Consider the following 24,741-nt stretch of genomic DNA (forward strand, 5'->3'; position numbering starts at 1 on the left):
GATGGTTTCGCGGAAGCCGTTTCATCGGCGGTGCTTTCAGCGGTATCATCCTCGCTGCTATCCGCGCCGTTCATGGACCTGGCCTCAGGCGAGGCATGACCATTGGCTTGGCCATTCATTTCCGCGCCATCTTTGCGGCGCTCTTCGGTGGAGGCGATGATGGCGCTGTGGATGCGGAAATAATGATCCGCGTATTGATAATAGGCTTCGGCGGCGATTCGCTCACCCGCGGCGGAGGCATCATTGCCGAGGGAGACATATTTTTCGTGCAACTGCAGCGCATTGCCGCGAAGCCGGACGTCTGGCCCGTTGGAATCGAGTGTTGTATTCCGATTGATCTGGCCGTGGCCATTGCGACGACCACGCCCACGCTGGCGGTTGTTCTTTCCAGGTTGTCTCATATGAATAGCAGCAATAGTTATTGTCGTTGAATCATAACCGGAACGTTGCCATATGGCCTTGTATTCACACGTTCGGGGAGCAGGCATATACATGCCGTGTCGTGAACTTAGCAATACCCATGGGTATTTCAAGCATTAATTTGCAAAAAACCATTTTCCGATGAAATTAAATTTCCCCCTTGCGCGTGAATCTTCACGGCAATTCAAACTCAAGACAGCGGATAATCCCGCCCAGATCTCTTGCCTGACCGACATGGACAAGCCCTGATTCGCCGGCAAGGGATGCGACCATCTCTTCCTGGCCTGCGCCGATTTCAACAAAAGCGCGGCCGTCTTTTTCCAGCTTGCGGGCAATCGCCGGCAGCAGCCTCCGCCAGCAATCACCGCCATCCCTGCCGCCGTCAAGCGCGAGTTCCGGATCATGATCACGGACTTCCGGCATGAGGCCTGCAAGATCACCTGTCGGGATATAGGGCGGATTGGCCAGTATAATGAGGAATTTTCCTGCAAGCTCCTTATCCCAGTCGCTGGTGAGAAACCGCGCCCGATCATCAAGCCCCAGCCCGCGGGCATTGAGGGCAGCCTGATCTACCGCCTCCGGGGCAAGGTCAACCCCTGTTCCATGCGCATCGGGGATGGCGTTCAGCACCGCAAGGAGAAGACATCCGCTGCCGGTGCCGAAATCAAGTACCTTCGGGGCCGGAACGGGATGGGCACCAAACCAGGCAAGCGCCTGATCCACAAGGCATTCGCTGTCGGGGCGCGGGTCAAGGGTGGCGGGGCTGAGCCCGAATCTGAGGGAGTAGAACTCCCGCCAGCCGCGCAGCCGCGACAGGGGCTCACCCGAAAGCCGCCGACCGACACATGCTTCCAGTCTGGCTTCGGCTTCTGCGGTCATGGTGATGGTTTCATGGGGCAGAACGGCATCTTCCCGGCCGAGGGCCAGCGCCAGCAGGAGCCGCGCATCCCGCACCGGGCTGTCGATTGCGCCTTCCGGCCTGCCTGAGGCCAGCCGGGATGACACGTTCTTCAGCACCTCTGATGCGGCAACAGATGCAGCTTCAGCTGGCGCTGTCATCGGCGGCCTGGGCCAGTCTGGCGGCCCGGTCTTCGGTGTTGAGCGCATCAACGAGTTCGTCCAGCGCTTCCCCGGCTATGACCCGTTCCAGCTTATAAAGGGTCAGGTTGATCCGGTGATCGGTGACCCGGCCCTGTGGAAAATTATAGGTGCGAATACGCTCGGACCGGTCACCTGAGCCAACCTGACCCTTGCGTGAGGCGGCCCGTTCGGCATCCTGGCGCGCGCGTTCGGCATCATAGATCCGGGCACGGAGGATTTTCATCGCCTTGGCCCGGTTCTTGTGCTGCGATTTTTCATCCTGCTGGCTGACAACGATACCGGTGGGAAGATGGGTGATCCGGACCGCGGAATCGGTGGTATTGACCGACTGCCCGCCGGGGCCGGAAGAGCGGAAGACGTCAATGCGCAAATCCGCCTCGTTAATCTCGATATCCACCTCCTCGACTTCGGGCAGCACGGCGACGGTGGCCGCCGATGTATGGATGCGGCCGCCGCCTTCGGTTTCGGGCACGCGCTGCACCCGGTGCACGCCGGATTCAAACTTCAACCTGGCGAACACGTCCGCGCCGGAAATATTGGCGGTGACTTCCTTGTAGCCGCCAATGCCGATCTCGGAGATTTCCATCACCTCGAACTTCCAGCCCTGCCGGGCCGCGTAGCGCTGATACATGCCGAAAAGATCCGCCGCAAAAAGCGCGGCTTCATCCCCGCCTGTACCTGCCCGGACTTCGAGAATGGCGTTGCGGCTGTCGTCCTTGTCTTTGGGCAGCAACAGGATCTGAAGCGTGTTTTCCTCTTCGGGAAGAGCGATGGTAATCTGGTCGATCTCCTCTTCGGCCATGGCGATGATTTCAGCATCCCCCCCGGCTTCGGCAATCATCTGCCGGGCGGCGTCAAGATCGGCCCGCAGGCGACGCACCTTTTCCGCCTGATCCGCCACGGGACGCAATTCCGCGAGCTCCCGCGAGAGTTTCGTCAGCTTCTCCGAAGAGATGTTGCCCGAAGACAGGGACGTTTCAATATGCGCACGTCTGGCCAGAACTTTTTCAAGATTATCCGCAAGACTCATGAGATCATCCCCTGCCCATCCGGGATAAGATCAGCCGGGCAGCATCATCCATCGGAACTTCTTCCTGGCCGCCATCGGCCATATCACGCAAGATCACCATGCCGCGCGCCGCTTCATCCGAGCCCTGGATCACCACCAGGCTTGCGCCGAGTTTGTCGGCGCGCTTCATCTGCTTGCCCAGATTGCCGGAATAGGGCATTTCGGCGCGCAGACCGCCCCGCCGCAACGACGACGCCAGCCCCGCCAGACCCGGTATCTGGCCATCACCAAGAGCGATGAGCACCACCGGTTGCGGCAGGCTGAGGCCGGTTTCGGCAAGAAGGGCAAGACGTTCCACCCCGGCCGCCCAGCCAACGCCTGCCACCGCCGGCCCGCCAAGGGTTTCGGCAAGCCCGTCGTAGCGGCCGCCGCCAAGCACGGTGCCTTGCGCGCCAAGGGCATCGGTGATGAATTCAAACGCCGTGTGGCAGTAGTAATCAAGCCCGCGCACCAGTTTCGGATCCTCGATATAGGAAACCCCCGCCGCGTCGAGGCAGGCACGGACATGCGCGGCGTGATCTCTTGACGCGGCGTTGAGATATTCGGTCATCCGGGGCGCATCGGCAAGAGTGGCGCGGTCGCCTTCATCCTTGCTGTCGAGAATACGGAGCGGGTTGAGCTCAAGCCGCCGCAAACTGTCTTCGGAAAGATGGTTCTGATGCCCCTTGAGATATTCCACCAGCGCCGTGCGGTACGCCGCCCGGGATTCCCCGTCGCCAAGACTGTTGAGATGCAAAACGCAATGCTCAAGCACCCCGAGATGTGACAGCATCAGCGCGCCAAGTTCAATGACCTCGGCATCGGCCAGCGGCTCCCTCGGGCCGAGAAGCTCGACACCAACCTGGTGAAACTGGCGCATTCTTCCCTTCTGCGGGCGTTCGTAGCGGAACATGGGCCCGGCATAAAAGAATTTCTGGGGCAGGGTCTGGGTGAGGCCAGCGCTGATCAGCGCCCGCACCACCCCGGCTGTGCCTTCGGGCCGCAAGGTCAGCCCTTCGCCGCCACGATCGGTAAAGGAATAGGTTTCCTTGGTGACGACATCGCTCGACTCCCCGAGCGGGCGGGCAAAGACATCGGTAAATTCAAAAATCGGCGTTGCCATTTCCGCAAAGCCGAAAAGCGCCGACGTATCCTTCGCCGTGTCCATGACATGACGGTGGCGGGCCATCTCTTCCGGCATCAGATCAGCGGTGCCGCGAGGGGACTGGAGTTTCACGATGCGTGATCCTTTCTGTTATCTGCCCTTGCATCAACCATTCAGGAGGCGCTTTCCGCGCGCCGCGCCTTGATGGCGGCAGCGCGTTCCTCGACCAGCTGAACCACATGCTCGACGATATCGCCATTCTGCAACCGGTGATCGGCCATGCCGGAGAGATATATCTGATGGGTGTCCTTGCCGCCGCCGGTAAGCCCGATATCGGTCTCCCGTGCTTCGCCGGGGCCGTTCACCACGCAGCCGATGATCGAAACCGTGATCGGCTCATCGATGTGATCAAGCCTTTCCTCGATGATGCGGACGGTATCGATGACGTCAAACTGCTGGCGGGCGCAGGACGGGCAGGATATCACCGTCACCCCGCGATGGCGCAGCCCCAGTGATTTCAGCATTTCAAACCCGACCCGGACCTCTTCTGCCGGATCGGCCGAAAGCGACACCCGGATCGTGTCGCCAATCCCCGCCCAGAGCAGATTGCCAAGGCCGATGGACGATTTGACGGTGCCGGCGCGCAGGCCCCCGGCCTCGGTTATGCCGATATGAAGAGGGCAGTCGATGGCTTCGGCAAGGCCGTAATAGGCGGCAACCGCAAGGAACACATCCGAGGCCTTCACCGAGATCTTGAATTCATGGAAATCATTATCCTGCAGGATGCGGGCATGATTAAGGGCGGATTCAACCAGTGCTTCGGGGCAGGGCTCGCCGTATTTTTCCAGGAGATCACGTTCAAGCGAGCCGGCATTCACCCCGATCCGCATCGAGGCGCCATGATCCCTTGCCGCGCGGATCACCTCTTTCACCCGGCTCGAGGAGCCGATATTGCCCGGGTTGATCCGGAGGCAGGCGGCCCCGGCTTCGGCGGCTTCGATCGCCCGCCGGTAATGAAAATGGATATCGGCGACAATGGGCACCGGGCTTTCTTTTGTGATGGCCCTCAAGGCGCTGGTGCTGTCCTCATCCGGGCAGGACACCCGCACAATGTCAGCGCCGGCCCGGGCAGAGGCGTTGATCTGATCAAGGGTCGCCGCAATATCCGCCGTCGGGGTGTTCGTCATCGTCTGAACCGAGATCGGCGCCCCGCCGCCAACAGGCACGGATCCGACCATGATCTGGCGGGATTGACGGCGTTCGATATGACGATAAGGGCGCACGGCCATGATTTGCTCCGGTTTCACCTTGCGTGATACCTCAAATGACGTGATCAGGTCAACGACGGCTCACGCCTGATCTCCCCGAAACGGGGGGAGACTCTCTCTCTTTATCTAGGGACGGGTTTTGATCAGTGACTTGTCAAGCGGGAGTTCTTTCACGGTCTCCCCCCATTCGCCAAGAACGAATTTCTCATCCTGGCCGAGGATGATCTCAAGTCCGCCAGCGTTGCCGGTGGTCAGGTAGAGATCGTCACCGCCCGGGATGGTGTATTTGTCATCTTTCTGCATCAGCCAGGCGGAAACCCTGCTGCCATCGGCGCGGGTGATTTCAACCCAGCTCGTGGCTACGGCGTGGATGGTCATGTCCTGATCCGGCAGGCGGCCGACGGCCATGGCCTGGGTGGCGGTTTGCGCCACCGCGCCCGGCTCTTCAGGACCTGGTGTATCCGCGGTGGCCGATGGCAGGGTGGCAGCGGCATTTTCCGCAGGCATGACCGGGGCAGGTGTTTCGGTTTGCAACCCTGTATCCGCCGTATTCGCCGACGTCTCTAGGCCGGATGCAGGCTCCGGGCTTGCGCCTTGCCCTGCCTCGACAAGGGTATCCCCGGCCGGGACCCCGGCATCTCTTTCCTCGAATTCAGGCATGAGCGTGGCCGGGAGGGTATCATCCGCCCCTTCCATGGTTGCCAGAACCTCTTCGGTACCGGTCGCGGAAGGCGATGAGCCAAGATCCATGACATACCAGCCTGCGTAGAGAAAGAAACACGCGCCAAGGGCGGCAACAGCAACAAGACCGGCATTGCTGTTCGTGCGGATATTGTTCTGGACGAATTCGTATTTCGGGTTGATCTCGTTTTCCGTCAGGCTGTCACGCAGCATATGGCAAAGCGAGGCCGCATCCGCGCCAACCATGTTAGCGTAGCTCCGCACATAGCCAATGACGTAGGTCATCTGAGGCAATGGCGCCAGATTTCCCTGTTCAATCGCGGCGATGTGATCTGGAAGAATGCGCAACCGTTCGGCAATATCGGCAAGTTTCAGCCCGCGCTCACGTCGGGCAGCGGCAAGTTCGGCGCCGACAATTGCCAGAACTTCCTCGCTCGTCCGTTGAATAGCTGGATCTTTAGTAGCTTGATCTTTCATCATAAACACATCGTGTAGCTACAGAACAAATATTAATAAATCATTGATTAAGGGAAAAACATGATCAATGGCAAATTAATTTTTTGTGTCATTCAACATATATGCAGTTTCATGAAAGCGCATACAACATGTTGATATCAGGGCCGGTGATGTCACCGGGACCGCTCAGCATTATAACACTATTCTGCCGGTATTTCACCAGTGTTTCGCGCATGTGCTGCCGGCCGTTCAGCCATCAAGCCCGAAGGCCGTATGCAGGCTGCGGACAGCAAGTTCGGTGTATTCCCGGCCGATCAGGACACTGATCTTGATCTCCGAGGTAGAGATCACCTCGATATTGATGCCCTTTTCCGCCAGAGTCGAGAACATCGTCTTGGCAATGCCGGGCTGGCTGCGCATCGCCATCCCCACCACCGAAACCTTGCACACGTCCTCGGAGGTGAGGATGGCCTGACAGCGGATCTCTTCCTGGATGGATTTAAGCACCGATTCCGCCCGCGGCAGATCCGAGCCACTGACCGAAAACGTGATATCGGTCTGGCCGGGCGCGCTCGCGGCGGTCTGAACGATCATGTCGACATTCACGTTCTGATCAGCAAGCGCGCTGAAGACGGTGGCGGCAACGCCGGGCTTGTCCTCGATGCCGGCCAGCGTGATCTTGGCTTCATCGGCACTGTAGGCTATGCCGCTGACTGAGTTCTTTTCCATGATTTCATCCTCGTTGACAACCAGGGTTCCGGGCAGATCTTCAAAACTTGACAGAACCTGAAGTTTAACACCATGCCGCATCGCCATGGCAACCGAACGTGTCTGGAGCACCTTGGCGCCGCCTGAGGCCATTTCCAGCATTTCCTCAAACGTGATGCGGTCAAGCTTGCAGGCTTTCGGGACGATGCGGGGATCGGTGGTATAGACCCCGTCGACATCGGTATAGATATCGCAGCGATCTGCCCCGATCGCCGCTGCCAGCGCAACCGCCGATGTATCGGAGCCGCCACGGCCAAGGGTGGTGATCCGGTTATCCGAGGCCAGCCCCTGAAACCCGGCCACCACCGCCACCTGACCCTGATCAAGACGAGCGTTGAGTTTTTCGGTATCGATGGATTCAATGCGTGCACCACCATGGACATCATCGGTGTGAACGGCGATCTGCCAGCCAAGCCAGGACCGGGCATCCACCCCGATATTCTGGAGCGCAATGGCAAGCAATCCAACCGTTACCTGCTCCCCGGAGGAGACCACTACGTCATATTCCCGCGCATCGTGCAGGCTGCCGGCCTGCCGTGTCCATTCGACAAGCTGGTTGGTCGTGCCCGACATTGCCGAGACCACCACCGCGACCTGATCACCGGCATCCACCGCGGTTTTGACTTTGTCTGCGACAGCCTGTATCCGTTCGATCGTACCGACAGACGTGCCGCCAAATTTCATCACTATACGGGCCATGGGTTTTTCCGCTTGGTGTCCTCAGGCTGGAGATGACATAAGGTTGTGCCATCTGATAGACTGAAAGAGGGTCATTCGGCAAGAGAGGATTTTCCATGAGCCCTGAAATTCGCGGCAATTCCCCGACCGCTGAAACGATTGATGCGCGGGAGATCCGGCATTTTGACAACCTGTCCGCATCCTGGTGGGACCGGCGCGGGCCTTTTGCCGCGCTCCACCGCATGACCCCGGCCCGGGTGCGCTATATCCGCCAGCATGCAAGCCGTCTTCTTGGCCAGGACCGGGGGGCCGGGCTCAAGGGGCTCGATATCCTTGATATCGGCTGCGGCGGCGGGTTGCTAGCCGAACCCCTCTGCCGTCTCGGTGCCCGGGTCACGGGCATCGACGCCAGCGCCGAGGCCATCAATGCCGCCAAAGCCCATGCCGACACTGCCGGGCTCAACATCACCTACCGGGCCATTTCGTCCGAAGACCTCGTGCTTGAAATGCGTAAAAAGCGCCGCCGCTTTGATATCGTCATTGCCTCCGAGGTCATCGAACATGTGGCGGATCGCCAGCAGTTTCTGAAGGTCATGGCCGGTTTTGCCCATACCAATGGGGTGAGCATGGCGGTCCTGACCACCATCAACCGGTCACTGATGGGGGTTGCGCTCGGGAAATATGCCGCCGAATATCTGCTCAATCTCGCCCCGAAAGGCACCCATGATCCGCAAAAATTCGTCCGGCCGGATGAGCTCCGGGCCGAAGCTGCCCGGGCCGGGATCGACCTTGACGACATTACCGGCATGCGGCCGACCTTGTTCGGTGATTTTGCTCTCGATGGGCCGCCGGCCATCAATTACGCGGCGGCAGGCCTGATCCGTCCCTAGGTGATCACTGTTCCCTGGGAAGCCAGGGGATATGTTGAACAGCAATGCCTTCTTCGGCAAGGTCTTCGGCCTCTTCCTTGCTCGTCTGGCCATAAATGCCCCGGGCTTCGGCCTCCCCGTAATGGATTTTGCGGGCTTCTTCGGCAAAGGCATTGCCGACGTAATCGCATTCGCTTTCAACCTTGTTCTGAATCTTGCGCAACTCGGCAAAGATTTCGGCCCTCGCCTTTTCCTGCTCCGGCGTCAGGGCAGGCGGGAAATGCGCGGCCCTGGCCGGAACGGCTGGAGATGACGTCTTGCGATTTGATTTGGCGGCAACATTGGGTGCCATCAGGGCTTTTTCGATACCGGTCTCGCCACAAAGCGGGCAGGATAAGAGCCCCTCTTCACGCTGGCGCTCGTACTCGCCCGAGGAGCCAAACCATCCTTCAAACTCGTGGCCGTTACGGCATTTGAGATTAAAACTGATCATGAATGAGATATAAGATCAGGAACAGGATTATGCAAGTTCCCGCACGAATGTGCGCCGGATATCCGCATCCGGCGGCGTATATCGTTCAGATCTTGCCGTGGCAATGCTTGAACTTGAGCCCGGACCCGCAGGGGCAGGGTGAATTGCGCGGGGTTTTCCGCACATTATCAGGCTGCATTTTTGTCTGCGTTCCGGGCTGCATGCGGGGGGCATCAGCCGCTTGAGGTGCCGGTGCTGCCGCCCCGCCATCCGGTGCTGCATGCGGGGGCGCCTCCGGCGCGCGAAGCTCCACATGCGCCATCACGGATGTTGTTGTCTGACGCAGGCTTGCCAGCATCGATTCAAAAAGAATGAACGCCTCACGCTTGTATTCATTGAGCGGATCCTTCTGGGCGTAGGATCTGAGGCCAACCGCCTGTTTCATGTGATCAAGGGCCAGAAGGTGTTCTTTCCAGTTCTGGTCCAGAACCTGCAGAAGAAGCGATTTTTCCGCCATGCGCATGATCTCGGGCCCGAATTTGACGGCTTTTTCCGCCATCCGCGAGTCGGCGAGATGCTGCAGGCGCTCGGTGATCGCTTCGGCATCCATGCCATCTTCGCGGCACCATTCGGCGGCGGGGATATCAAGCCCGAAATATCGAAACGCCCCTTCCTTGAGCATATCCGCATCCCATTGATCGGGATAGGTCCCCTCCGGCAAAGCTTCGCTGACAAGGCCGGCCACCACGTCCTGACGCATGTCAGCAATGGTGTCGGCGACGCTGTCGGCCCGCATGATGTCCTTGCGCTGCTCGAAGATGACGCTGCGCTGATCGTTCATCACGTCGTCGTATTTCAGCAGCTGCTTGCGGATTTCAAAATTTCTCGCCTCAACCTTTGACTGGGCCTTTTCGATCGCCTTGTTGATCCATGGGTGGATAATCGCTTCATCTTCCTTGAGGCCGAGTTTCTGCAACATGCCGTCAAGACGTTCAGAGCCGAAGATCCGCATCAGATCATCTTCAAGGGACAGGAAGAATTTCGAGGCCCCGGGATCACCCTGGCGGCCGGACCGGCCCCGAAGCTGATTGTCGATGCGGCGGGATTCATGCCGCTCGGTGCCAATCACATAGAGCCCGCCTGCGGCGATCACCTTTTCCTTGTCGGCGCTGACCGTTGCGGTGATTTTCTTCCGTTTGGCTTCGGTATCGCCATCCTCGTCGAGGCGCTTTTCAAGATTGCCGCCAAGCTGGATATCGGTTCCGCGTCCCGCCATGTTGGTGGCAATCGTGACCGAGCCGGGCATGCCGGCATCGGCAATGATCATCGCTTCCTGTTCGTGGAAACGGGCATTGAGCACCTGATGATCGATCTTTTCCTTCTTCAATGCCGCGGAAAGCATCTCTGATTTCTCAATGGAGACCGTCCCCACCAGCACCGGCTGGCCGCGGTCACGGCAGTCCCTGATCTGGGCGATGACGGCGCGGTCGCGCTCCGTTGAGGTGCGGTAGACTTCATCATCGGCATCGATCCGCGCCACCGGTTTGTTGGTCGGGATGGCCACCACGTCAAGACCATAGATTTCGGAAAATTCGCCAGATTCGGTCATGGCCGTGCCCGTCATCCCGGCCAGTTTCGGATACATGCGAAAGAGATTCTGGAAGGTGATCGAGGCAAGTGTCTGGTTTTCGGGCTGGATGTCGAGCCCTTCCTTGGCTTCGAGGGCCTGATGCTGGCCATCGCTGAAGCGGCGGCCTTCCATGGCCCGGCCGGTAAATTCGTCGATGATCACCACTTTGCCATTGCGCACCATGTAATGGGTGTCGCGCTGGAAAAGCCGATGTGCCTTGAGCGCGACATTGACGTGATGCAGAAGCGAGATATTGCTCGCATCATAGAGCGTGCCTTCCGTGATCAGGCTGTGTTCGTTGAGAATCTCTTCGACATGCTCGGTCCCTTTTTCCGTAAGCGTGACGGTGCGCTGCTTCTCATCAAGGTCATAATCTTCGGCCGCCAGCAAGGGAATGATCCGATCCACCTCCTGATAGAGGTTCGAGGAATATTCGCTCGGCCCGGAAATCACCAGCGGCGTCCGGGCTTCATCGATGAGGATGCTGTCCACTTCATCGATGATGGCGAAATGGGGGTCACGCTGCACCATGTCGTCAAGGCGGAATTTCATGTTGTCCCGCAGGTAATCGAAGCCGATCTCATTGTTGGTGGCGTAGGTGATGTCGGCGGCGTAGGCCGCCCGTCTTGCGTCATCGTCGAGATCATTCGTGATGCAGCCCACCGTCAGGCCAAGAAACTCATAGATCTGACCCATCCAGGCCGAATCCCGCTGTGCCAGATAATCATTCACCGTGACGACGTGAACACCCTTACCTTCAAGAGCGTTGAGATAGGCGGCAAGGGTCGAGACAAGAGTCTTGCCTTCGCCGGTCTTCATCTCGGTGATCCGCCCCTGATGGAGCACGATCCCGCCCATCATCTGAACGTCAAAATGGCGCTGGCCGATGGCACGCCGCGCCGCTTCCCTCACCGTGGCGAAAGCCTCCGGCAGAAGATCATCAAGGCTGGCTCCATCGGCAAGGCGGCGGCGGAATTCTTCGGTCCTGGCGCGGAGGCCTTCATCATCAAGTGCTGCGAGGGTATCTTCAAAACTGGCAATAGCCGCGATCATCGGATCAAATTTTCTGATCTCCCGGGTGTTTGAATCCCCGAACAACGATTTGGCCAGCGCAGAAAACATGAAACCCTCTTATAAGCGGTCAAGGTCAGGACAAAACTGCCTTCATTCAAATGACTGATGCAGAAACGGATGTCAATAAATCTCCGCCATCGGCCATGTATTGCGGGCAGCCATGTATTGCAGGTGCAGAATATACATGATAGCGATAAAACGTGTTTTCAATATGCACCTCATGCAACCACCCGAAGAGAGATGCAAGGCATCGAAAGGACCCCGACATGGCCATATCCATCTTTTCCACCCCGAAGGCCAGGCTGGCTGGACTGATAACGGGCGCAATACTGATGCTGGGCTTTTCCGCCGCCATCTCACAGGAAACGCCGCCGCCGGTCGTGCTGACGATCAATGGCGAGACCTTCACGCTGAACCTGGTCGGCAACATGGCCAACCAGCTGCCCGATGAGATGCGACGTCAACCAGCGGAAGCGCTCTATGAAGGGCTGATCGATGATATCATCGACACGAAGCTTTCCGCCGACGCCGCCCGCAGCAGCGGCCTTGCCGACAATCTTGCCATCCGGGAGATTGCCGAGCGGGCGCGTGACCGTATCCTTGCCGAAGTCTGGCTCAACGAGGAAATCGCCGCCCGTATCACCGATGAAATGCTTCAAAAGAGCTATAATGATCTGGTGGCCGATACCGAAAGCCGCACCGAAGTCCGGGCGCGGCATATCCTCGTGGACAACAGGGACGCCGCCCTGGCCGCGATTGCCCGCCTTGACCAGGGCGAGGATTTTGCCGCTCTTGCCAAGGAGATTTCCACCGGGCCGAGCGGGCCCAATGGCGGCGAGCTCGGCTATTTCCGCCGCGGCGCCATGGTGCCCAGTTTCGAGGTGGCAAGCTTTGCCCTTGCCAAGGACAGCTATACCAAAGAGCCGGTCCAGACCCAGTTTGGCTGGCATGTCATCAAGGTTGAAGACCGCCGCGTGGCACCCGCCCCGACATTCGAGACTGCCCAGGACCAGCTTCGCAACACCATCTCCGTCAAACTGGCCGGAACGATCCTCTCCGAGTTGCGCGAAAATGCCGAGATCAGCCGGCTCAGCTATGAGGAACTTCGTGCATCCCAGCAAGCCCAGTAGCAACACTTTTAGAGAAACCTGCCGATATGAAACGCTCACCTCTCGCCCCATCTGATCTGCCCGTGCTTCATCCCGTCGATGGCATCCGCCTTGCCACCGGCCGATCCGGGATCAAATACAAGGACCGCGATGACGTCATGCTCATGGTGGCCGACCATCCGGTTGCCGCGGCCGGTACCCTGACGCGTTCGCTGACATGTTCGGCTGCCGTGGACTGGTGCCGGACCCAGCTTGGCGGCGGCAAGGCGCAAGCCGTGCTGGTCAATGCCGGCAACGCCAATGCTTTCACCGGCAGGCTGGGCGACGCGAGCGTCCATCGCTGTGCCGCCGCCACGGCCGATGCCGTGGGCTGCACGGCGGGCGAAGTGCTGCTGGCCTCCACCGGCGTCATCGGTGAGCCCCTTCAGGATGAGAAAATCACCTCCCTCGTGCCGGAAATGATCGCCCATCTCTCATCTTCCGGCTGGGCGGCGGCGGCCGAAGCCATCCGCACCACCGATACTTTTGCCAAGGCCGCAAGCCGGCAGATCACCACCGGCGGCGCCACCATCACGATCACCGGCATTGCCAAGGGATCGGGAATGATTGCCCCGGACATGGCGACCATGCTGGCCTTCATCGCAACCGATGCCGATATCTCGGGCCCCGTGCTTCAGGCAATCCTGCGCGACGCCACGGATGCAAGTTTCAACGCCATCACCGTCGACAGCGACACATCCACAAGCGACACCATCCTGATCCTGGCAAGCGGAAAAGCGGCGATGCCTTCGATCACCGATGCGGGCAGCGCCGATGGCCTTGCCTTTGCCGCGGCGCTCAAGGAGCTGATGGTGGATCTGGCCTGCCAGGTTGTCCGCGATGGTGAGGGGGCAAGCAAGTTCATCACCATTACCATCACCGGCGCCGAGACGGACGCCGCCGCCCGCCGGATCGGGCTTGCGGTGGCCAATTCCCCGCTCGTCAAGACAGCGATTGCCGGGGAGGACGCCAACTGGGGCCGTATCGTCATGGCCGTGGGCAAATCCGGGGAACGCGCCGACCGGGACCGGCTGGCCATTGCCATGGGCGGCGTTATCATCGCCAAAGACGGCCAGCGGGTGGACGGGTTCAACGAAGCCCCTGTAGCCGAGCACATGAAGGGGGATGCCATCAGGATCGAGGTGGATGTCGGCATTGGCGTAGGCAAGGCGACGGTCTGGACCTGCGATCTCACCCATGACTATATTTCCATCAACGCCGATTACCGGAGTTGAGATGAAACCGATGGTGCTTGTCGCCGCCGTGGCGCTGATCGATGCCGATGGACGCGTGCTGCTCTCCCAGCGTCCGGAGGGCAAATCCATGGCCGGGCTATGGGAATTTCCCGGCGGCAAGATCGAGGACGGAGAAACACCCGAAGAGGCGCTGATCCGCGAAATCGAGGAAGAGATCGGGATCAACACCAAGAGCAGTTGCCTCGCGCCGCTCAGTTTCGCAAGCCATGCCTATGAGCAATTTCATCTGTTGATGATGCTCTATGTCTGCCGCCGCTGGCAGGGCACGCCGAAGCCGAAGGAAGGCAACCCGCTTGCCTGGGTCAGGCCGCAACGCCTCAATGACTATCCGATGCCGCCTGCCGATCGGCCGCTGGTGGCCATGCTTCAGGATCTACTCTGAGATGTCGGGGTCGTTGTCAAGGATATCGGCCAGATTACGCACAGCACTGCCAGGCTTGAGCGGCCGGGGCTGGCCCGCATCAGGGGCCCATCCCGTCAGGGTCACGATTTCAAAAGAGGCCGGGATGCGGCTATCGGCCTGGGCAAACCGGCCGGAATAGAGCTCGGCCATACGCCGCATCACCGACGGCGGGGTCATCTGCCGACGCCGGGCTGTAAGCGCGTTCTGCTCCCCCATCCCGCGCAGATCCCGAAGAAGATCAAACGGTGTCGGGAAGGTGACGGTGATGGTATCGCTGTCGGCCACCGGCAGGGCCAGCCCGGCGCGACCGATCAACCCGCCCAGATCCCGGATATCGGCCATGGGCATGACACGGGGCGTCATCCCACCGAGAATTTCGCTTTCCGCTTCGGCAAGGCAGTTGCGCAACTCCATGAGCGTATCTCCACCCGGAAGAGCCAGCATCATCAGGCCATCGGGTTTGAGGTGATGCCGCAGCCGCATCATCAGCCCGGGCAGATCATTGACCCAATGGAGGGAAACCGCCGAGAAGATGGCGTCAACGCTGGCTTCGGGGAAAGGCAGATCAAAATAATCGGCCTGCTCGGCTTCAATTCCTTGAGATCTTGCCGCCGCCACCATCGCAGGTGAGGTATCGATCCCGATGATGCGGCCGATCTTGCCCCCTTCCATGAGCCGCCGTGCCAGCCTGCCGGTATGGCAGCCGATATCCAGCGCCAGCGGAAAATCACGGCGGATGATATCAACCCGGTCCGCAAGACGTTCGGCCACGGCATCCTTGAGAAAGGCAAAATCATCAAAACTCGCCGCGGCCCTGTCGCGGAATCGCTGATGGGCATCATCGTCGATCAGAAGTGGAGGTGAAGTCGTCATCATGCCCCACAGCATGCCCGGCTGTGACAAAAAGGCAAGCGCTGTTAACCGTTTATTCACCCATCTGTGCAAGACTGTCCCGATGCTGAATTTTCGCATGATCCATCAGGTGCTCGATGCACTGGTTCCGCCTTCCTGCCCTTTGTGCTTTTCGCTCGTGGAACGCGGCGGGCTATGCCCCGACTGCTGGCGGGGGATAAAACTCGGAACTGTCCTTGCGTGCCGGAAATGTGCCCTGCCGTTCAACCATGACGGCGGCAACCCCGTGTGCGGGGCATGCCTGATCAAGCCGCAGGATTTTGATGAGGCGGTGGCAGGAATGGTCTATGACGGCGCCGCGCGGAAGATGATCCTCGGGCTGAAATACGGCGATCGCCATGATATCACGCCGATCCTTGCCACCATGATGCTGGGGAAAAGCCTGCCTCTGCTTCATGCGGCCGATGCCATCGTCCCGATCCCGCTCCACCCTGTCAGGTTTTTCCAGCGGCGGTATAACCAGTCGGCGGAACTCGCCCGTCATCTGATGCATTGCGCCGGTCTGCCAAAGGAGTTCTACCGGCCTGACCTTCTGTGCCGGGTGCGCAACACCCCGGTCCAGGGCCGCAAGACACGCCGCCAGCGGCAGGAAAACGTGAAAATGGCCTTTGCCGCAAACGCATCCGCCGGGGCATCCATCCGCGGCAAACATATCCTCCTGATTGACGATGTGCTCACCACGGGGGCGACGCTTTCGAGCGCGGCGCGATGCCTCAAACGTGCCGGGGCGAAAAAGGTTTCGGTTAGCGTGGCCGCGCGGGTGCGCTGATCCTCGGACAAAAGGACGATACCATGGCAGGGTTCTTTCATGCCAGCGGCCGAAGACGCGACGCATGATCTGCTCGCCACGGCCGAGACCGAAGCTGAAAGCCGGGGGCTTGACCGTTTGCGCGAGGAAGCGGCGCGGCAATCCATCCCGTCACGCCTGCATAAAGGCCGTTCATCCGTGGATATCGTCCGAGGTCAGGCCAGCCCCTTTTCCCCGAGGCTGAGGTATTTTTCATGCCGCAGGCGAACCAGTTCATCGCCGGAGAGATCCTTGAGCGATCTGAGCTGTTCTTCGACCGCATCGCCTAGATTCCGTATCGCTTCATCAGGGTGACGATGCGCGGCGCCAAGCGGTTCTGCAACAACCTGATCCACCACACCCAGTTTTGCCATATCCTGGGCGGTCAGTTTGAGGGCTTCGGCCGCATCCTTGGCGTGATCGGCGCTGCGCCAGAGTATAGACGCGCATCCTTCGGGCGAGATCACCGAATAGACGGCGTGTTCATACATCACCACACGGTTGCCGGTCGCAAGCGCGATGGCGCCGCCTGACCCGCCCTCACCGATGATCGAGGCGATAATCGGACTCGTGAGGTTGAGGCAGGTTTCGATCGATCTGGCAATGGCCTCGGCCTGGCCCCGTTCTTCGGCGCCCCGGCCGGGATAGGCCCCGGCGGTATCGACAAAGGTGATGACCGGCAGACCAAACCGTTCCGCAAGTTCCATCAGCCGGCGTGCCTTGCGATAGCCTTCGGGCCGCGCCATGCCGAAATTGCGCTTGATGCGTTCTTCGGTCGTGCTGCCCTTTTCGGTTCCCATGACCACAACCGACTGGCCGCGGAATCGCGCAAGCCCGCCGATCACCGCGTGATCTTCGCGGTAGTTCCGGTCACCGGCAAGAGGCGTGAAATCATCAAAAAGGGTTGCGATGATCGAAACTGTCTTGGGGCGGTCCGGGTGCCGCGCCACCTGGACCTTTTCCCACGGCCCGAGATTGGCGTAGGCGGATTTGATCTCACGTGTCATTTTCTGCTGCAGGCGGCTGACCTCTTCGGCGATGTTGATATCCATGTCCGAAGACATGTGCCGCAATTCTTCAATCTTGCCTTCGAGCACCGCTATGGGTTTTTCAAATTCCAGAAAATGACGCATCGGAAAACTTTTGCTCCTCAAAACCCCTGATTCTATCCTTGTCCCTTTTATAAACCAGAAGACCGATTGCGGGCAAGCGGGTGGGTATCCCGCACCAGCCCGGCCAGTCTTTCATCCCTGGTCCGGGTGTAGATCTCGGTGGTGGTGATATCGGCATGACCCAAGAGGATCTGCAGCGAACGCAGATCCGCCCCCCGGTTCAGCATGTGGGTGGCAAAGGAATGACGCAGCATATGCGGGCTGACACGCCGGGCAATCCCGGCATCCCGGCGCAATGTATCAAGCGCAAGGGCAAACCACTGGCGGCTGAGGTGGCCGTCACGACCATCAGGAAAAAGAAACGGCGACACCACGGCCTGAGGGTCCTGATCACGCCAGCCGGTCCAGGCTTCAATTGCATCCAGCGCGGCATCGGTCAGCACCACCAGCCTCTCACGCCCTCCCTTGCCCGTGACCGCAAGCGTCCGCCGGCGGCGGCTGATCGCCCCCATGGGAAGAGTGACCAGTTCAGAGACACGCATTCCCGTGGCATAAAGTATCTCAAGCATCGCCACGAGACGCGCGCCCTCGGCCCCGTCGCGCAAGGACGCGGCGTTGAGAAGGCGGACGACATCTTCCTCGCTCAGGCTTTTGGGCAGCGGTTTGGGGGTTTTGGGGCTGTCGATCAGCCGGGACGGATCATCCGGACGGAGACCCTCTTCCACGCAGAACTGCATGAACTGCCGCAAGGTGCTGAGCCGCCGGGACAGGCTCGAGGCCTTGAGCACCCCGCTCCAACCGGCAAGGCAGTGGCGCAGGCCTTCGGCGTCGACGGTGAGCAAGGTGGCCGTTCCGGCAAGTGACGCTGCGGTCAGCCGCAGATCACGCTCATAACTCTCGATCGTGTTGGAAGCCGCCCCGCGCTCGGCGCTGATCGCATCAAGAAACCGGGCGATCGCACGGGTATCACCACTATCGATCTGGCCGGTGCTACGAGGCATTCGCCGCCTTTCCCGCTGCCATGGCATTGAAATGCCGGTGAACAGCCCAGCTTTTCAGGATTTCGCGGGCAAGATCACGCGAGGTCTCTTCAAGCCCTGCTTCAAAGAGCGCGCCGGCGACGGTGGCGGCATCGTCCCGCGACAACTGGTGAAGCGGCGTTGTATCAAGGGCCAGCGCCGCCATCATCAGGGTTTCCGCCTTGCGCCCGCCGGCGGCGGCGGTCTTCAGCGCCTCAAGCCTGGGCAGCGACAGCGGTGATGCTGCGCCGGTCAGCCCGGGCGTGCCTTCAAGCAGGTCTTCCCATGGCAGTTCCGGCACCTCGACCCCGACCGCGGCCAGAAGAGGAATTGCATCAAGCGCCCCGGCAAGGATGAGGCTGGCCGGATCAAGCGGCTCATCGGGCAGGGCCAGCAGCTTCGCCCAGGCGCCGGCCTCGATGGTGACCTGATCCCTCATGAAAGCTTCATCCAGCCCCAGAAGCGGGCCCGTCCTATGGGCAAGACCGGCATCTTCCGATGCCGTTGCGATGAAAGGAAGCCACAGCCCCAGCGCCCGGATGCCTATATGACCGAGATCGATTTCAAGCGCCGCATAAGCCAGATCAGCCGCCGCCCTTGCATCTTGCTCAAGGACAGTGGCCTGCCAGGCATAGAGACGGGCAAGATCGATCTCATCCGGTGTGCCGCCCAGCCGAAGCCGGGTCAGCGCCTCGCTGGCCGGAACCTTCGATGGCGGCAACAGGGCCCAAGTTGCGATAATATCGGTTATGCCTGCCTGCGGGTTGCGGAAGACGCGGGCGCCATGAAGCAGCGCCGCACCATCCGAGAGATACCGGAGCTGGCCGAGGCTGGACTGATAGCCGGTGTCAACCGCGCTGATCATCTCTTCATCGATGGAGACGCGGGCGCTGTCCATCAGGACAAGATTGAGCAGACCTGTATCGCCCTCCACCTCATCGATCGGATTGCCCGCCCCGGTGAGTTTGCGCATCAGCGCAAAGAAGATCGGATCGTCGACGCCGCGATCTTCGAGAATATCGAGCGCGAAGGATGCTTTGGCAACCTCGCCATGGATGACGTGACAAAAGGCGTTGATCTGATGCCAGAGCGGCTCAAGGGTGGTGGCGGCCTGGCTGTCGGCTATGGTGCAGGCTTCCTCATCTTCGCGGGTCAGCAGATCGTGATAGACAAGCCATGTCTGCCAGTCCATCCAGTCCCCGGTCATCGGCAACTGCCGGACGAGCGCGGCCAGATCATCCCCGGTCACGTTGTCCTTAAGCCAGTCGAGCCGGTTACGCACCAGCGCTTCGGCCATTTCCACGGAACCTTCGGGCGGCACCGAACGCGCCAGCATGACATGCATAAGCCGTTCATGAAGCGATATCGCCGGAACATGCCGCGGCAACAGCTCATAAAGACGGTTCACCCTTTCCGCCTCGCTCCCATCCCACATGAGCCGGCCAAGCCCCTCCTGATCCGGGCGATCAATCCCGAGCGCCGCCAGCCGGATCGACGACGGATCCTGACGCCGCAGGCCAACACCGTCGGCACTTGATAGAGAACTTGTCTCAAGGGTTGGTGCAGGCAGTGTTTCGGCGGTAGAGGTGTCACTTGTATCCTCTTCGCTGGCGGCAGTGGTGGCGGTGGCATTGTCAGCGCTATCCACCAGCGGAGCATTGCCTGCCGCTTCATCAGAAGTCGGCGCCGTGGCGCCATCCTGCCGGAGCGTCGCGGTGATATCGCGCGGTTTTGTCATTCTGTCCACCGGCTCTGCCGGAGGCGAGGTTGAGACGTTCTGGGCCATGACCGGCAAGGACGTGCCCGGCCCGGCCAGCATCAAGCCTGCAAGGATCATGCGCAGAAAAGACAACCGATTGGACATGACGTTCCTCCACAACAAAAGCAGCCCGGCGGCATGCCAGCGCCAGACAGGATATCAGCCGACAACAATCCTGATTGCCGATAAACCACAACCCTAATATCCTCGAGTATTATGTCGGGAATGAGGCAGTAAAAAAAGCCCCCTGATACCGCATATAAGACCGGGGGAACAGATCCGGACTTGTATCTCTGCCATTGACTGGCTAATACATGTTCGCAACCATGGGAAAACCTCAATGTCGAGAATTGACAAAAGCATCGTCCTGATCGGATTGATGGGGGCGGGAAAATCGAATATCGGCCGCCAGTGCGGGCGGCTTTTTGATCTCGACTTCATCGACAGCGATACGGCGATCGAAGAGGCGGCGGGGATGAGCATTGCCATGATTTTCGATCTTTATGGTGAAGATGCTTTTCGCAAACTCGAAGCCAGAACGCTGAACCAGCTGCTCGATGGCACCCCCGGAATCATTGCCACCGGCGGCGGGGCGTTTCTCCATGATGCAACCCGGGCGCTGATCAAGGAAAAGGGGCTTTCCGTCTGGCTCAAGGCTGAACCTGCCACCCTCGCCAACCGCATATCCAATACCGACAGCCGCCCTCTGCTGAAAGGACGGGACCCGCATGACGTGCTGCGTGAACTGGCGGAAATCCGCTACCCTGTCTATGCCGAAGCGGATCTGACCATCGATACCGACGGATTGTCCCTTGCCGATGCCGTCAAAAAGGTAAAAAATACCCTGACGGAGTATCTTGATGCACGCCAGTCCTGAAATGAGCTCATGACCACGGTTTCACCCCATACTTGCGTCGAGGTTGATCTCGGCCAGCGAAGCTATCCGATCCATATCGGCCCCGATCTGATTTCCCGGGCAGATGAGCTGCTGAAGGACATCGCCGCAGGACGCCATCTTGTGGTGATCGCCGATGCCGCCCTCACCGAGACGCATCTGCCCCCGCTGATGGTCTCGCTCGGCCGGATCGCAAGCCGCCTTGATGGGTTGACCGTGCCTTCGGGGGAAGCATCCAAATCCCTTGGGCAATACAGCGAGCTCATGGAAAACCTGCTCGGGCTGGGCCTGGACCGCAAGGCCATGCTGGTGGCGCTGGGCGGCGGCGTCATTGGTGATCTTGTGGGGTTTGCCGCGGCCAGCCTCCTGCGAGGGGTGGATTTCATCCAGTTGCCAACAACCCTGCTTGCCCAGATCGACAGTTCCGTTGGCGGCAAGACCGGCATCAATGCCCGCGCCGGCAAGAATCTGATCGGCGCCTTTCACCAGCCCCGGGCGGTGCTGGCCGATACCGGTTGCCTTGCCACCCTGCCGAGGCGGGAAATGAGGGCCGGATATGCGGAAATGGTGAAATACGGGCTCCTTGGCGATGCCGGATTTTTCGCCTGGCTTGAAGAAAACAGCTCCGCGGTGCTTAACCTTGACCCGGAGGCCATCATTGCCGCCGTGGCGCATTGCTGCCGGGCCAAGGCACAGATCGTCGAAGAGGATGAGCGCGAAAGCGGCCGCCGGGCCCTGCTCAATCTCGGCCATACATTCGGGCATGCCTATGAAGCCGAGGCGGGATATGACGGCTCGGTCCTGCATGGCGAAGCGGTTGCGGTCGGCATGATGGATGCCTTCCGGCTGTCTCATCGCCTCGGGACCTGTTCCGATGGTGATCTTGACCGTGTTGCAGCGCATCTTGAAGCGGCCGGACTGCCGACCCATCGCCGCCAGCTCAGCAACCGACTTGGCGAGGCCAGCGCGGCCCGCCTCCGGGATCATATAAAAAAGGACAAGAAAGCCTCGGCCGGCAGGATCGTGCTCATCATCCCCCATGGTATCGGTGATGCCAGGGTTGATGACCGTGTTGATCCGGCGGATGTGCTGGCCGTGCTTGAGGGGCGTGAGGCATGACACTCGGAATATTGCTGCTTATTCTCTCAATTATTGTTCTGTTGCTTGGCTCGGCGTTCTTCTCCGGCTCCGAAACAGCCCTGACCGCGGCCTCCGAAGCGCGGATACACGGGCTCGCCAACCGGGGTGACGATCGTGCCAGCGCGGTGGAAAAACTGCGCCAGCGCAAGGAAAAGCTGATCAGCAGTCTGCTTATCGGCAACAATCTCGTCAATGTGCTGGCGACATCTCTTGCCACCTCGGCGGCGATTTCCTATTTCGGGGAGACCGGGGTGGTGATCTCCACCGTCGGAATGACGATCCTGCTTGTTCTTTTCGCCGAAGTGATTCCCAAGACCTACGCGTTCAATCATGCGGACCGCTTTGCGCTCGGCGTGGCCAAACCGGTACGGATGATGGTGCTGATACTGACGCCGTTTACGGCTGCGCTCAACGGGCTTGTAAAGCTTTTCATCGGCCGTTTTGGTTCGCCGGATGAAAGCCGGGAGGATGAGCTGCGCGGGATGATCGCCCTGCACGGGCAGACAACCGATGATGCCGAAGCCAAGGAACAGACAGCCATGCTGGCAAGCGTGCTTGATCTGGGTGAAGTCACGGTAGAAGAAGTCATGACCCATCGCGGCTCGGTGATGATGATCAACGCCGCCAGTGACCCCGATGAAGTGTTCCGGCAGGTGATGGATTCGCCCTACACGCGTCATCCCGTCTATTCCGGCAAGACCGACAACATCATCGGGGTTCTGCATGTCAAGGCGCTGCTGCGTGGTCTCGGCAAGGCCGCGGATGGCGCGGCCCATCCGCCTAATATCACCGATATTGCCGCCGACCCGTATTTTACCCCGGAAACCACCCTGCTGATCGACCAGTTGCAGGCTTTCCGCTCAAGACGTGAGCATTTTGCCGTGGTGGTTGACGAATACGGCGATTTCCGCGGCATCGTCACGCTTGAGGATATCCTCGAGGAAATCGTCGGGGATATCGATGATGAACATGATCTTGAGATCAGCGGTATCCGCCCGCAGGCTGATGGATCCTGGATTGTTGATGGCATCGTGACCATCCGTGACCTCAACCGTGCCCTTGGCTGGAGCCTGCCGGATGATGACGCCGCCACGATTGCCGGCCTGGTGCTCAACGAAACCCGCACCATCCCGAGCCCGGGTCAGGAATTCCGGTTCCATGGCACGCGGCTCAGAATACTGCGGCGCACCGGCAACAAACTTGAACGCATACGTGTCTGGCATGAACCGCAAGAGAGCGAAGAGGAGATGTCATAATGCCTTCGGCAGGAATAACCCGCGAGCGCGTCCACACCCGGACCATCACCCTTGACGGATACAGCCGCAGCGACGGGCTGATCGATATCGAAGGTGAGATCAAGGACGTGAAGACCTATGATTTTCCCAATCGTGACCGCGGCATGATACATGCCAATGAAGCGCTGCATCACATGAAAGTGCGCATTGCCATCGATGCGAACATGACGATCCACGAGGCTGAAGCCGAGACCCTCGCCGGTCCGTATCATATCTGCCCATCAGCAACACAGATCTTTGGCCGTCTGGTGGGGCTCACCATCGCGCCGGGCTGGCGCAACAGAGTCCGCCAGGCCATTGGCGGCGTCGCTGGCTGCACCCATATCACCGAACTGATGGGGCCGGTTGCAACCGTGGCCTATCAGACGCTCTACGGGGAAAAGGCCAGGCAGAAACGGGCAACGCCCGCCGGCAGCAACCCGCTGAAAGAGGAGCACGACGCGCTGATCAACAGCTGCATCGGCCATGCCGAAGATCCGGCAGCGGTACTCGCCGGTCTCGATAATCCTGAGACTAGCGCAGAATCCTGATCTGCAGGGCGTGCAGGCCGGTGGCGAGCTCATCGGCCAGCGCCGCATTGACACGGCGATGGGCGTCGATCCGGCTCATCCCCTCAAGCATCGGGGAGCGGATATCCACCTCGAAATGTGTTTCGCCCCCTTCGCGCCAGCCGGCATGGCCATGGTGCTGGGCTGAAACATCACGGACCAACAGCTCCGTGGGCGACAGCTCGGCCCGAAGACGGTTTTCCATGCGTTGCCGGCGTGAATTATTCTGCTGCATGAGACAAGATATAGCGCGTCTTTGTCGCGATGTCCAAGGTTGCAAGAACGGCCTTCCGGCTTATAGTTAGTAGAATGAAGAAGCAACCGATCATCACCCCGGATATTGCGGGTTTCAACACCCGCCAGGATCCCATGACCCGGACATGCGCGCAGGAAGGATGCCGTGCCGAAGGCACCCATCCGGCGCCGCGGTCGAGATCTGATCTCCGGGATTATATCTGGTTCTGCCTTGACCATGTGCGGGAATACAACAAGGGCTGGAATTATTTTGAAGGTCTTGACGAAAACGGCATGGAAGAAGCCATTCGAAAATCCACCACCTGGGAGCGCCCCTCCTGGAAATTCGGCACCAGCCGCGATTCAACCCGGCACTTCAGAACGAATTTCGAAGATCCGCTCGGCGCCCTTGGCGGCAATGGGAACGGGGCAAGGCAGGAAAGCCCGAAAATTCCCGAAGATGAACGGCAGGCCTGGTCAATTTTTGGACTTTCCCCTTGCAAGGATGGGCAAAGAGTGAAAAAACGCTATAAAGAATTGGCAAAGGCCCATCATCCGGATGCCAATGGCGGCTCAAAAGAAGCCGAAGACAGGTTGAAGACGATCAACTGGGCCTATTCCATCCTCAAACGTCAATTTAACGGCGAAATGTGATACACGCGC

Annotated in this window: 24 protein-coding genes (1 of these 24 only partly in view); 10 read left to right on the forward strand and 14 right to left on the reverse strand. The window is 59.7% G+C overall.

From position 1 onward, the window contains the following. The 7 genes from AB8880_10905 to AB8880_10935 all read right to left on the reverse strand — a co-directional run. Nucleotides 1-401: the 5' portion of a DUF4167 domain-containing protein gene (locus AB8880_10905; protein ID XDZ65416.1), read on the reverse strand. Its footprint begins 73 nt before the window's first position; only the first 401 of its 474 coding nucleotides appear in the window; its start codon is at nucleotides 399-401; its stop codon lies beyond the left edge, outside the window. A 193-nt stretch (nucleotides 402-594) separates the two neighbouring features. Next, nucleotides 595-1,479, reverse strand: coding sequence for a peptide chain release factor N(5)-glutamine methyltransferase (gene prmC, locus AB8880_10910; GenBank protein XDZ65417.1), 885 nt, complete (start codon nucleotides 1,477-1,479; stop codon nucleotides 595-597). Continuing rightward, nucleotides 1,463-2,551 (reverse strand): peptide chain release factor 1, encoded by a 1,089-nt coding sequence (gene prfA, locus AB8880_10915; protein XDZ65418.1) that lies wholly within the window; start codon nucleotides 2,549-2,551, stop codon nucleotides 1,463-1,465. The genes prmC and prfA overlap by 17 nt, the downstream gene beginning before the upstream one ends. Nucleotides 2,552-2,555: 4 nt before the next feature. Next, on the reverse strand, nucleotides 2,556-3,809 hold the full coding sequence (gene hisS, locus AB8880_10920; protein XDZ67063.1) for a histidine--tRNA ligase: 1,254 nt from the start codon (nucleotides 3,807-3,809) through the stop codon (nucleotides 2,556-2,558). Nucleotides 3,810-3,847: 38 nt separating this feature from the next. Then, nucleotides 3,848-4,963 (reverse strand): flavodoxin-dependent (E)-4-hydroxy-3-methylbut-2-enyl-diphosphate synthase, encoded by a 1,116-nt coding sequence (gene ispG, locus AB8880_10925; protein XDZ65419.1) that lies wholly within the window; start codon nucleotides 4,961-4,963, stop codon nucleotides 3,848-3,850. A 105-nt stretch (nucleotides 4,964-5,068) separates the two neighbouring features. Beyond that, nucleotides 5,069-6,103 (reverse strand): helix-turn-helix domain-containing protein, encoded by a 1,035-nt coding sequence (locus AB8880_10930; protein ID XDZ65420.1) that lies wholly within the window; start codon nucleotides 6,101-6,103, stop codon nucleotides 5,069-5,071. Between the two features lie 225 nt (nucleotides 6,104-6,328). Then, nucleotides 6,329-7,546 carry an aspartate kinase gene (locus AB8880_10935; protein ID XDZ65421.1) on the reverse strand — a complete coding sequence of 406 codons (1,218 nt, stop codon included), beginning with the start codon at nucleotides 7,544-7,546 and terminating at the stop codon, nucleotides 6,329-6,331. Between the two features lie 95 nt (nucleotides 7,547-7,641). Between AB8880_10935 and ubiG the strand changes: the two genes are divergently transcribed. Continuing rightward, the gene (gene ubiG / locus AB8880_10940; protein ID XDZ65422.1) at nucleotides 7,642-8,415 is read left to right on the forward strand and encodes a bifunctional 2-polyprenyl-6-hydroxyphenol methylase/3-demethylubiquinol 3-O-methyltransferase UbiG; all 774 of its coding nucleotides are present in this window, start codon (nucleotides 7,642-7,644) and stop codon (nucleotides 8,413-8,415) included. 4 nt (nucleotides 8,416-8,419) lie between these two features. Here ubiG and AB8880_10945 read toward each other — a convergent pair whose 3' ends face one another. Both AB8880_10945 and secA read right to left on the reverse strand, forming a co-directional pair. Continuing rightward, nucleotides 8,420-8,887, reverse strand: coding sequence for a DUF1178 family protein (locus tag AB8880_10945; GenBank protein XDZ65423.1), 468 nt, complete (start codon nucleotides 8,885-8,887; stop codon nucleotides 8,420-8,422). A gap of 85 nt (nucleotides 8,888-8,972) precedes the next feature. Further along, nucleotides 8,973-11,618: a preprotein translocase subunit SecA gene (gene secA / locus AB8880_10950; GenBank protein ID XDZ65424.1), complete on the reverse strand. Its 2,646-nt coding sequence runs from the start codon at nucleotides 11,616-11,618 to the stop codon at nucleotides 8,973-8,975. 218 nt (nucleotides 11,619-11,836) lie between these two features. Here secA and AB8880_10955 point away from each other — a divergent pair, with 218 nt between their 5' ends. Genes AB8880_10955 through mutT form a run of 3 tightly spaced genes read left to right on the forward strand, consistent with a single transcriptional unit; the run spans nucleotide 11,837 to nucleotide 14,356 of the window. Continuing rightward, the gene (locus tag AB8880_10955) at nucleotides 11,837-12,700 is read left to right on the forward strand and encodes a peptidylprolyl isomerase (protein ID XDZ65425.1); all 864 of its coding nucleotides are present in this window, start codon (nucleotides 11,837-11,839) and stop codon (nucleotides 12,698-12,700) included. Nucleotides 12,701-12,726: 26 nt separating this feature from the next. Beyond that, nucleotides 12,727-13,953, forward strand: coding sequence for a bifunctional glutamate N-acetyltransferase/amino-acid acetyltransferase ArgJ (gene argJ / locus AB8880_10960; protein XDZ65426.1), 1,227 nt, complete (start codon nucleotides 12,727-12,729; stop codon nucleotides 13,951-13,953). Between the two features lies 1 nt (nucleotide 13,954). Next, nucleotides 13,955-14,356: an 8-oxo-dGTP diphosphatase MutT gene (mutT, locus tag AB8880_10965; protein XDZ67064.1), complete on the forward strand. Its 402-nt coding sequence runs from the start codon at nucleotides 13,955-13,957 to the stop codon at nucleotides 14,354-14,356. Here mutT and AB8880_10970 read toward each other — a convergent pair. After that, nucleotides 14,348-15,253, reverse strand: coding sequence for a methyltransferase domain-containing protein (locus AB8880_10970; GenBank protein ID XDZ65427.1), 906 nt, complete (start codon nucleotides 15,251-15,253; stop codon nucleotides 14,348-14,350). The two genes, mutT and AB8880_10970, sit on opposite strands and share 9 nt — an antisense overlap. 79 nt (nucleotides 15,254-15,332) lie before the next feature. Between AB8880_10970 and AB8880_10975 the strand changes: the two genes are divergently transcribed. Then, nucleotides 15,333-16,058: a ComF family protein gene (locus AB8880_10975; protein ID XDZ65428.1), complete on the forward strand. Its 726-nt coding sequence runs from the start codon at nucleotides 15,333-15,335 to the stop codon at nucleotides 16,056-16,058. 194 nt (nucleotides 16,059-16,252) lie between these two features. Here AB8880_10975 and AB8880_10980 read toward each other — a convergent pair whose 3' ends face one another. From AB8880_10980 to AB8880_10990, 3 genes are read right to left on the reverse strand one after another with little or no spacing between them, the layout of a single operon-like run. Further along, on the reverse strand, nucleotides 16,253-17,209 hold the full coding sequence (locus AB8880_10980) for an acetyl-CoA carboxylase carboxyltransferase subunit alpha (protein XDZ65429.1): 957 nt from the start codon (nucleotides 17,207-17,209) through the stop codon (nucleotides 16,253-16,255). Nucleotides 17,210-17,256: 47 nt separating this feature from the next. Further along, complete coding sequence (locus AB8880_10985; protein XDZ65430.1) at nucleotides 17,257-18,189, reverse strand: tyrosine recombinase; 933 nt, start codon at nucleotides 18,187-18,189, stop codon at nucleotides 17,257-17,259. After that, nucleotides 18,179-20,071: a hypothetical protein gene (locus AB8880_10990; protein ID XDZ65431.1), complete on the reverse strand. Its 1,893-nt coding sequence runs from the start codon at nucleotides 20,069-20,071 to the stop codon at nucleotides 18,179-18,181. Before AB8880_10990 ends, AB8880_10985 begins: the two co-directional genes overlap by 11 nt. 235 nt (nucleotides 20,072-20,306) lie before the next feature. Here AB8880_10990 and AB8880_10995 point away from each other — a divergent pair, with 235 nt between their 5' ends. Genes AB8880_10995 through AB8880_11010 form a run of 4 tightly spaced genes read left to right on the forward strand, consistent with a single transcriptional unit; the run spans nucleotide 20,307 to nucleotide 23,826 of the window. Further along, a complete protein-coding gene (locus tag AB8880_10995; protein XDZ65432.1) occupies nucleotides 20,307-20,843 on the forward strand; it encodes a shikimate kinase in 537 nt (178 codons plus the stop codon). 9 nt (nucleotides 20,844-20,852) lie between these two features. Continuing rightward, nucleotides 20,853-21,980: a 3-dehydroquinate synthase gene (gene aroB, locus AB8880_11000; protein ID XDZ65433.1), complete on the forward strand. Its 1,128-nt coding sequence runs from the start codon at nucleotides 20,853-20,855 to the stop codon at nucleotides 21,978-21,980. Further along, nucleotides 21,977-23,257: an HlyC/CorC family transporter gene (locus AB8880_11005; protein ID XDZ65434.1), complete on the forward strand. Its 1,281-nt coding sequence runs from the start codon at nucleotides 21,977-21,979 to the stop codon at nucleotides 23,255-23,257. The genes aroB and AB8880_11005 overlap by 4 nt, the downstream gene beginning before the upstream one ends. Next, the gene (locus tag AB8880_11010) at nucleotides 23,257-23,826 is read left to right on the forward strand and encodes a DUF2889 domain-containing protein (protein XDZ65435.1); all 570 of its coding nucleotides are present in this window, start codon (nucleotides 23,257-23,259) and stop codon (nucleotides 23,824-23,826) included. Before AB8880_11005 ends, AB8880_11010 begins: the two co-directional genes overlap by 1 nt. Here the strand turns inward: AB8880_11010 and AB8880_11015 are convergent. Then, a complete protein-coding gene (locus tag AB8880_11015) occupies nucleotides 23,810-24,049 on the reverse strand; it encodes a BolA family protein (protein ID XDZ65436.1) in 240 nt (79 codons plus the stop codon). The two genes, AB8880_11010 and AB8880_11015, sit on opposite strands and share 17 nt — an antisense overlap. Nucleotides 24,050-24,153: 104 nt before the next feature. Here AB8880_11015 and AB8880_11020 point away from each other — a divergent pair, with 104 nt between their 5' ends. Beyond that, a complete protein-coding gene (locus AB8880_11020) occupies nucleotides 24,154-24,732 on the forward strand; it encodes a J domain-containing protein (GenBank protein ID XDZ65437.1) in 579 nt (192 codons plus the stop codon). Nucleotides 24,733-24,741: the final 9 nt, after the last annotated feature.

This window comes from Alphaproteobacteria bacterium LSUCC0684, assembly GCA_041228335.1.
GTDB lineage: Bacteria > Pseudomonadota > Alphaproteobacteria > Puniceispirillales > UBA1172.

Bases quoted from the DNA above. Each gene is read 5' to 3' on its own strand.
- prmC (XDZ65417.1), bottom strand. From the start codon at position 1,479: ATGACAGCGCCAGCTGAAGCTGCATCTGTTGCCGCATCAGAGGTGCTG.
- prfA (XDZ65418.1), bottom strand. From the start codon at position 2,551: ATGAGTCTTGCGGATAATCTTGAAAAAGTTCTGGCCAGACGTGCGCAT.
- ispG (XDZ65419.1), bottom strand. From the start codon at position 4,963: ATGGCCGTGCGCCCTTATCGTCATATCGAACGCCGTCAATCCCGCCAG.
- AB8880_10930 (XDZ65420.1), bottom strand. From the start codon at position 6,103: ATGATGAAAGATCAAGCTACTAAAGATCCAGCTATTCAACGGACGAGC.
- AB8880_10935 (XDZ65421.1), bottom strand. From the start codon at position 7,546: ATGGCCCGTATAGTGATGAAATTTGGCGGCACGTCTGTCGGTACGATC.
- ubiG (XDZ65422.1), top strand. From the start codon at position 7,642: ATGAGCCCTGAAATTCGCGGCAATTCCCCGACCGCTGAAACGATTGAT.
- AB8880_10945 (XDZ65423.1), bottom strand. From the start codon at position 8,887: ATGATCAGTTTTAATCTCAAATGCCGTAACGGCCACGAGTTTGAAGGA.
- secA (XDZ65424.1), bottom strand. From the start codon at position 11,618: ATGTTTTCTGCGCTGGCCAAATCGTTGTTCGGGGATTCAAACACCCGG.
- AB8880_10955 (XDZ65425.1), top strand. From the start codon at position 11,837: ATGGCCATATCCATCTTTTCCACCCCGAAGGCCAGGCTGGCTGGACTG.
- argJ (XDZ65426.1), top strand. From the start codon at position 12,727: ATGAAACGCTCACCTCTCGCCCCATCTGATCTGCCCGTGCTTCATCCC.
- mutT (XDZ67064.1), top strand. From the start codon at position 13,955: ATGAAACCGATGGTGCTTGTCGCCGCCGTGGCGCTGATCGATGCCGAT.
- AB8880_10970 (XDZ65427.1), bottom strand. From the start codon at position 15,253: ATGATGACGACTTCACCTCCACTTCTGATCGACGATGATGCCCATCAG.
- AB8880_10975 (XDZ65428.1), top strand. From the start codon at position 15,333: ATGCTGAATTTTCGCATGATCCATCAGGTGCTCGATGCACTGGTTCCG.
- AB8880_10980 (XDZ65429.1), bottom strand. From the start codon at position 17,209: ATGCGTCATTTTCTGGAATTTGAAAAACCCATAGCGGTGCTCGAAGGC.
- AB8880_10985 (XDZ65430.1), bottom strand. From the start codon at position 18,189: ATGCCTCGTAGCACCGGCCAGATCGATAGTGGTGATACCCGTGCGATC.
- AB8880_10990 (XDZ65431.1), bottom strand. From the start codon at position 20,071: ATGTCCAATCGGTTGTCTTTTCTGCGCATGATCCTTGCAGGCTTGATG.
- AB8880_10995 (XDZ65432.1), top strand. From the start codon at position 20,307: ATGTCGAGAATTGACAAAAGCATCGTCCTGATCGGATTGATGGGGGCG.
- aroB (XDZ65433.1), top strand. From the start codon at position 20,853: ATGACCACGGTTTCACCCCATACTTGCGTCGAGGTTGATCTCGGCCAG.
- AB8880_11005 (XDZ65434.1), top strand. From the start codon at position 21,977: ATGACACTCGGAATATTGCTGCTTATTCTCTCAATTATTGTTCTGTTG.
- AB8880_11010 (XDZ65435.1), top strand. From the start codon at position 23,257: ATGCCTTCGGCAGGAATAACCCGCGAGCGCGTCCACACCCGGACCATC.
- AB8880_11015 (XDZ65436.1), bottom strand. From the start codon at position 24,049: ATGGAAAACCGTCTTCGGGCCGAGCTGTCGCCCACGGAGCTGTTGGTC.
- AB8880_11020 (XDZ65437.1), top strand. From the start codon at position 24,154: ATGAAGAAGCAACCGATCATCACCCCGGATATTGCGGGTTTCAACACC.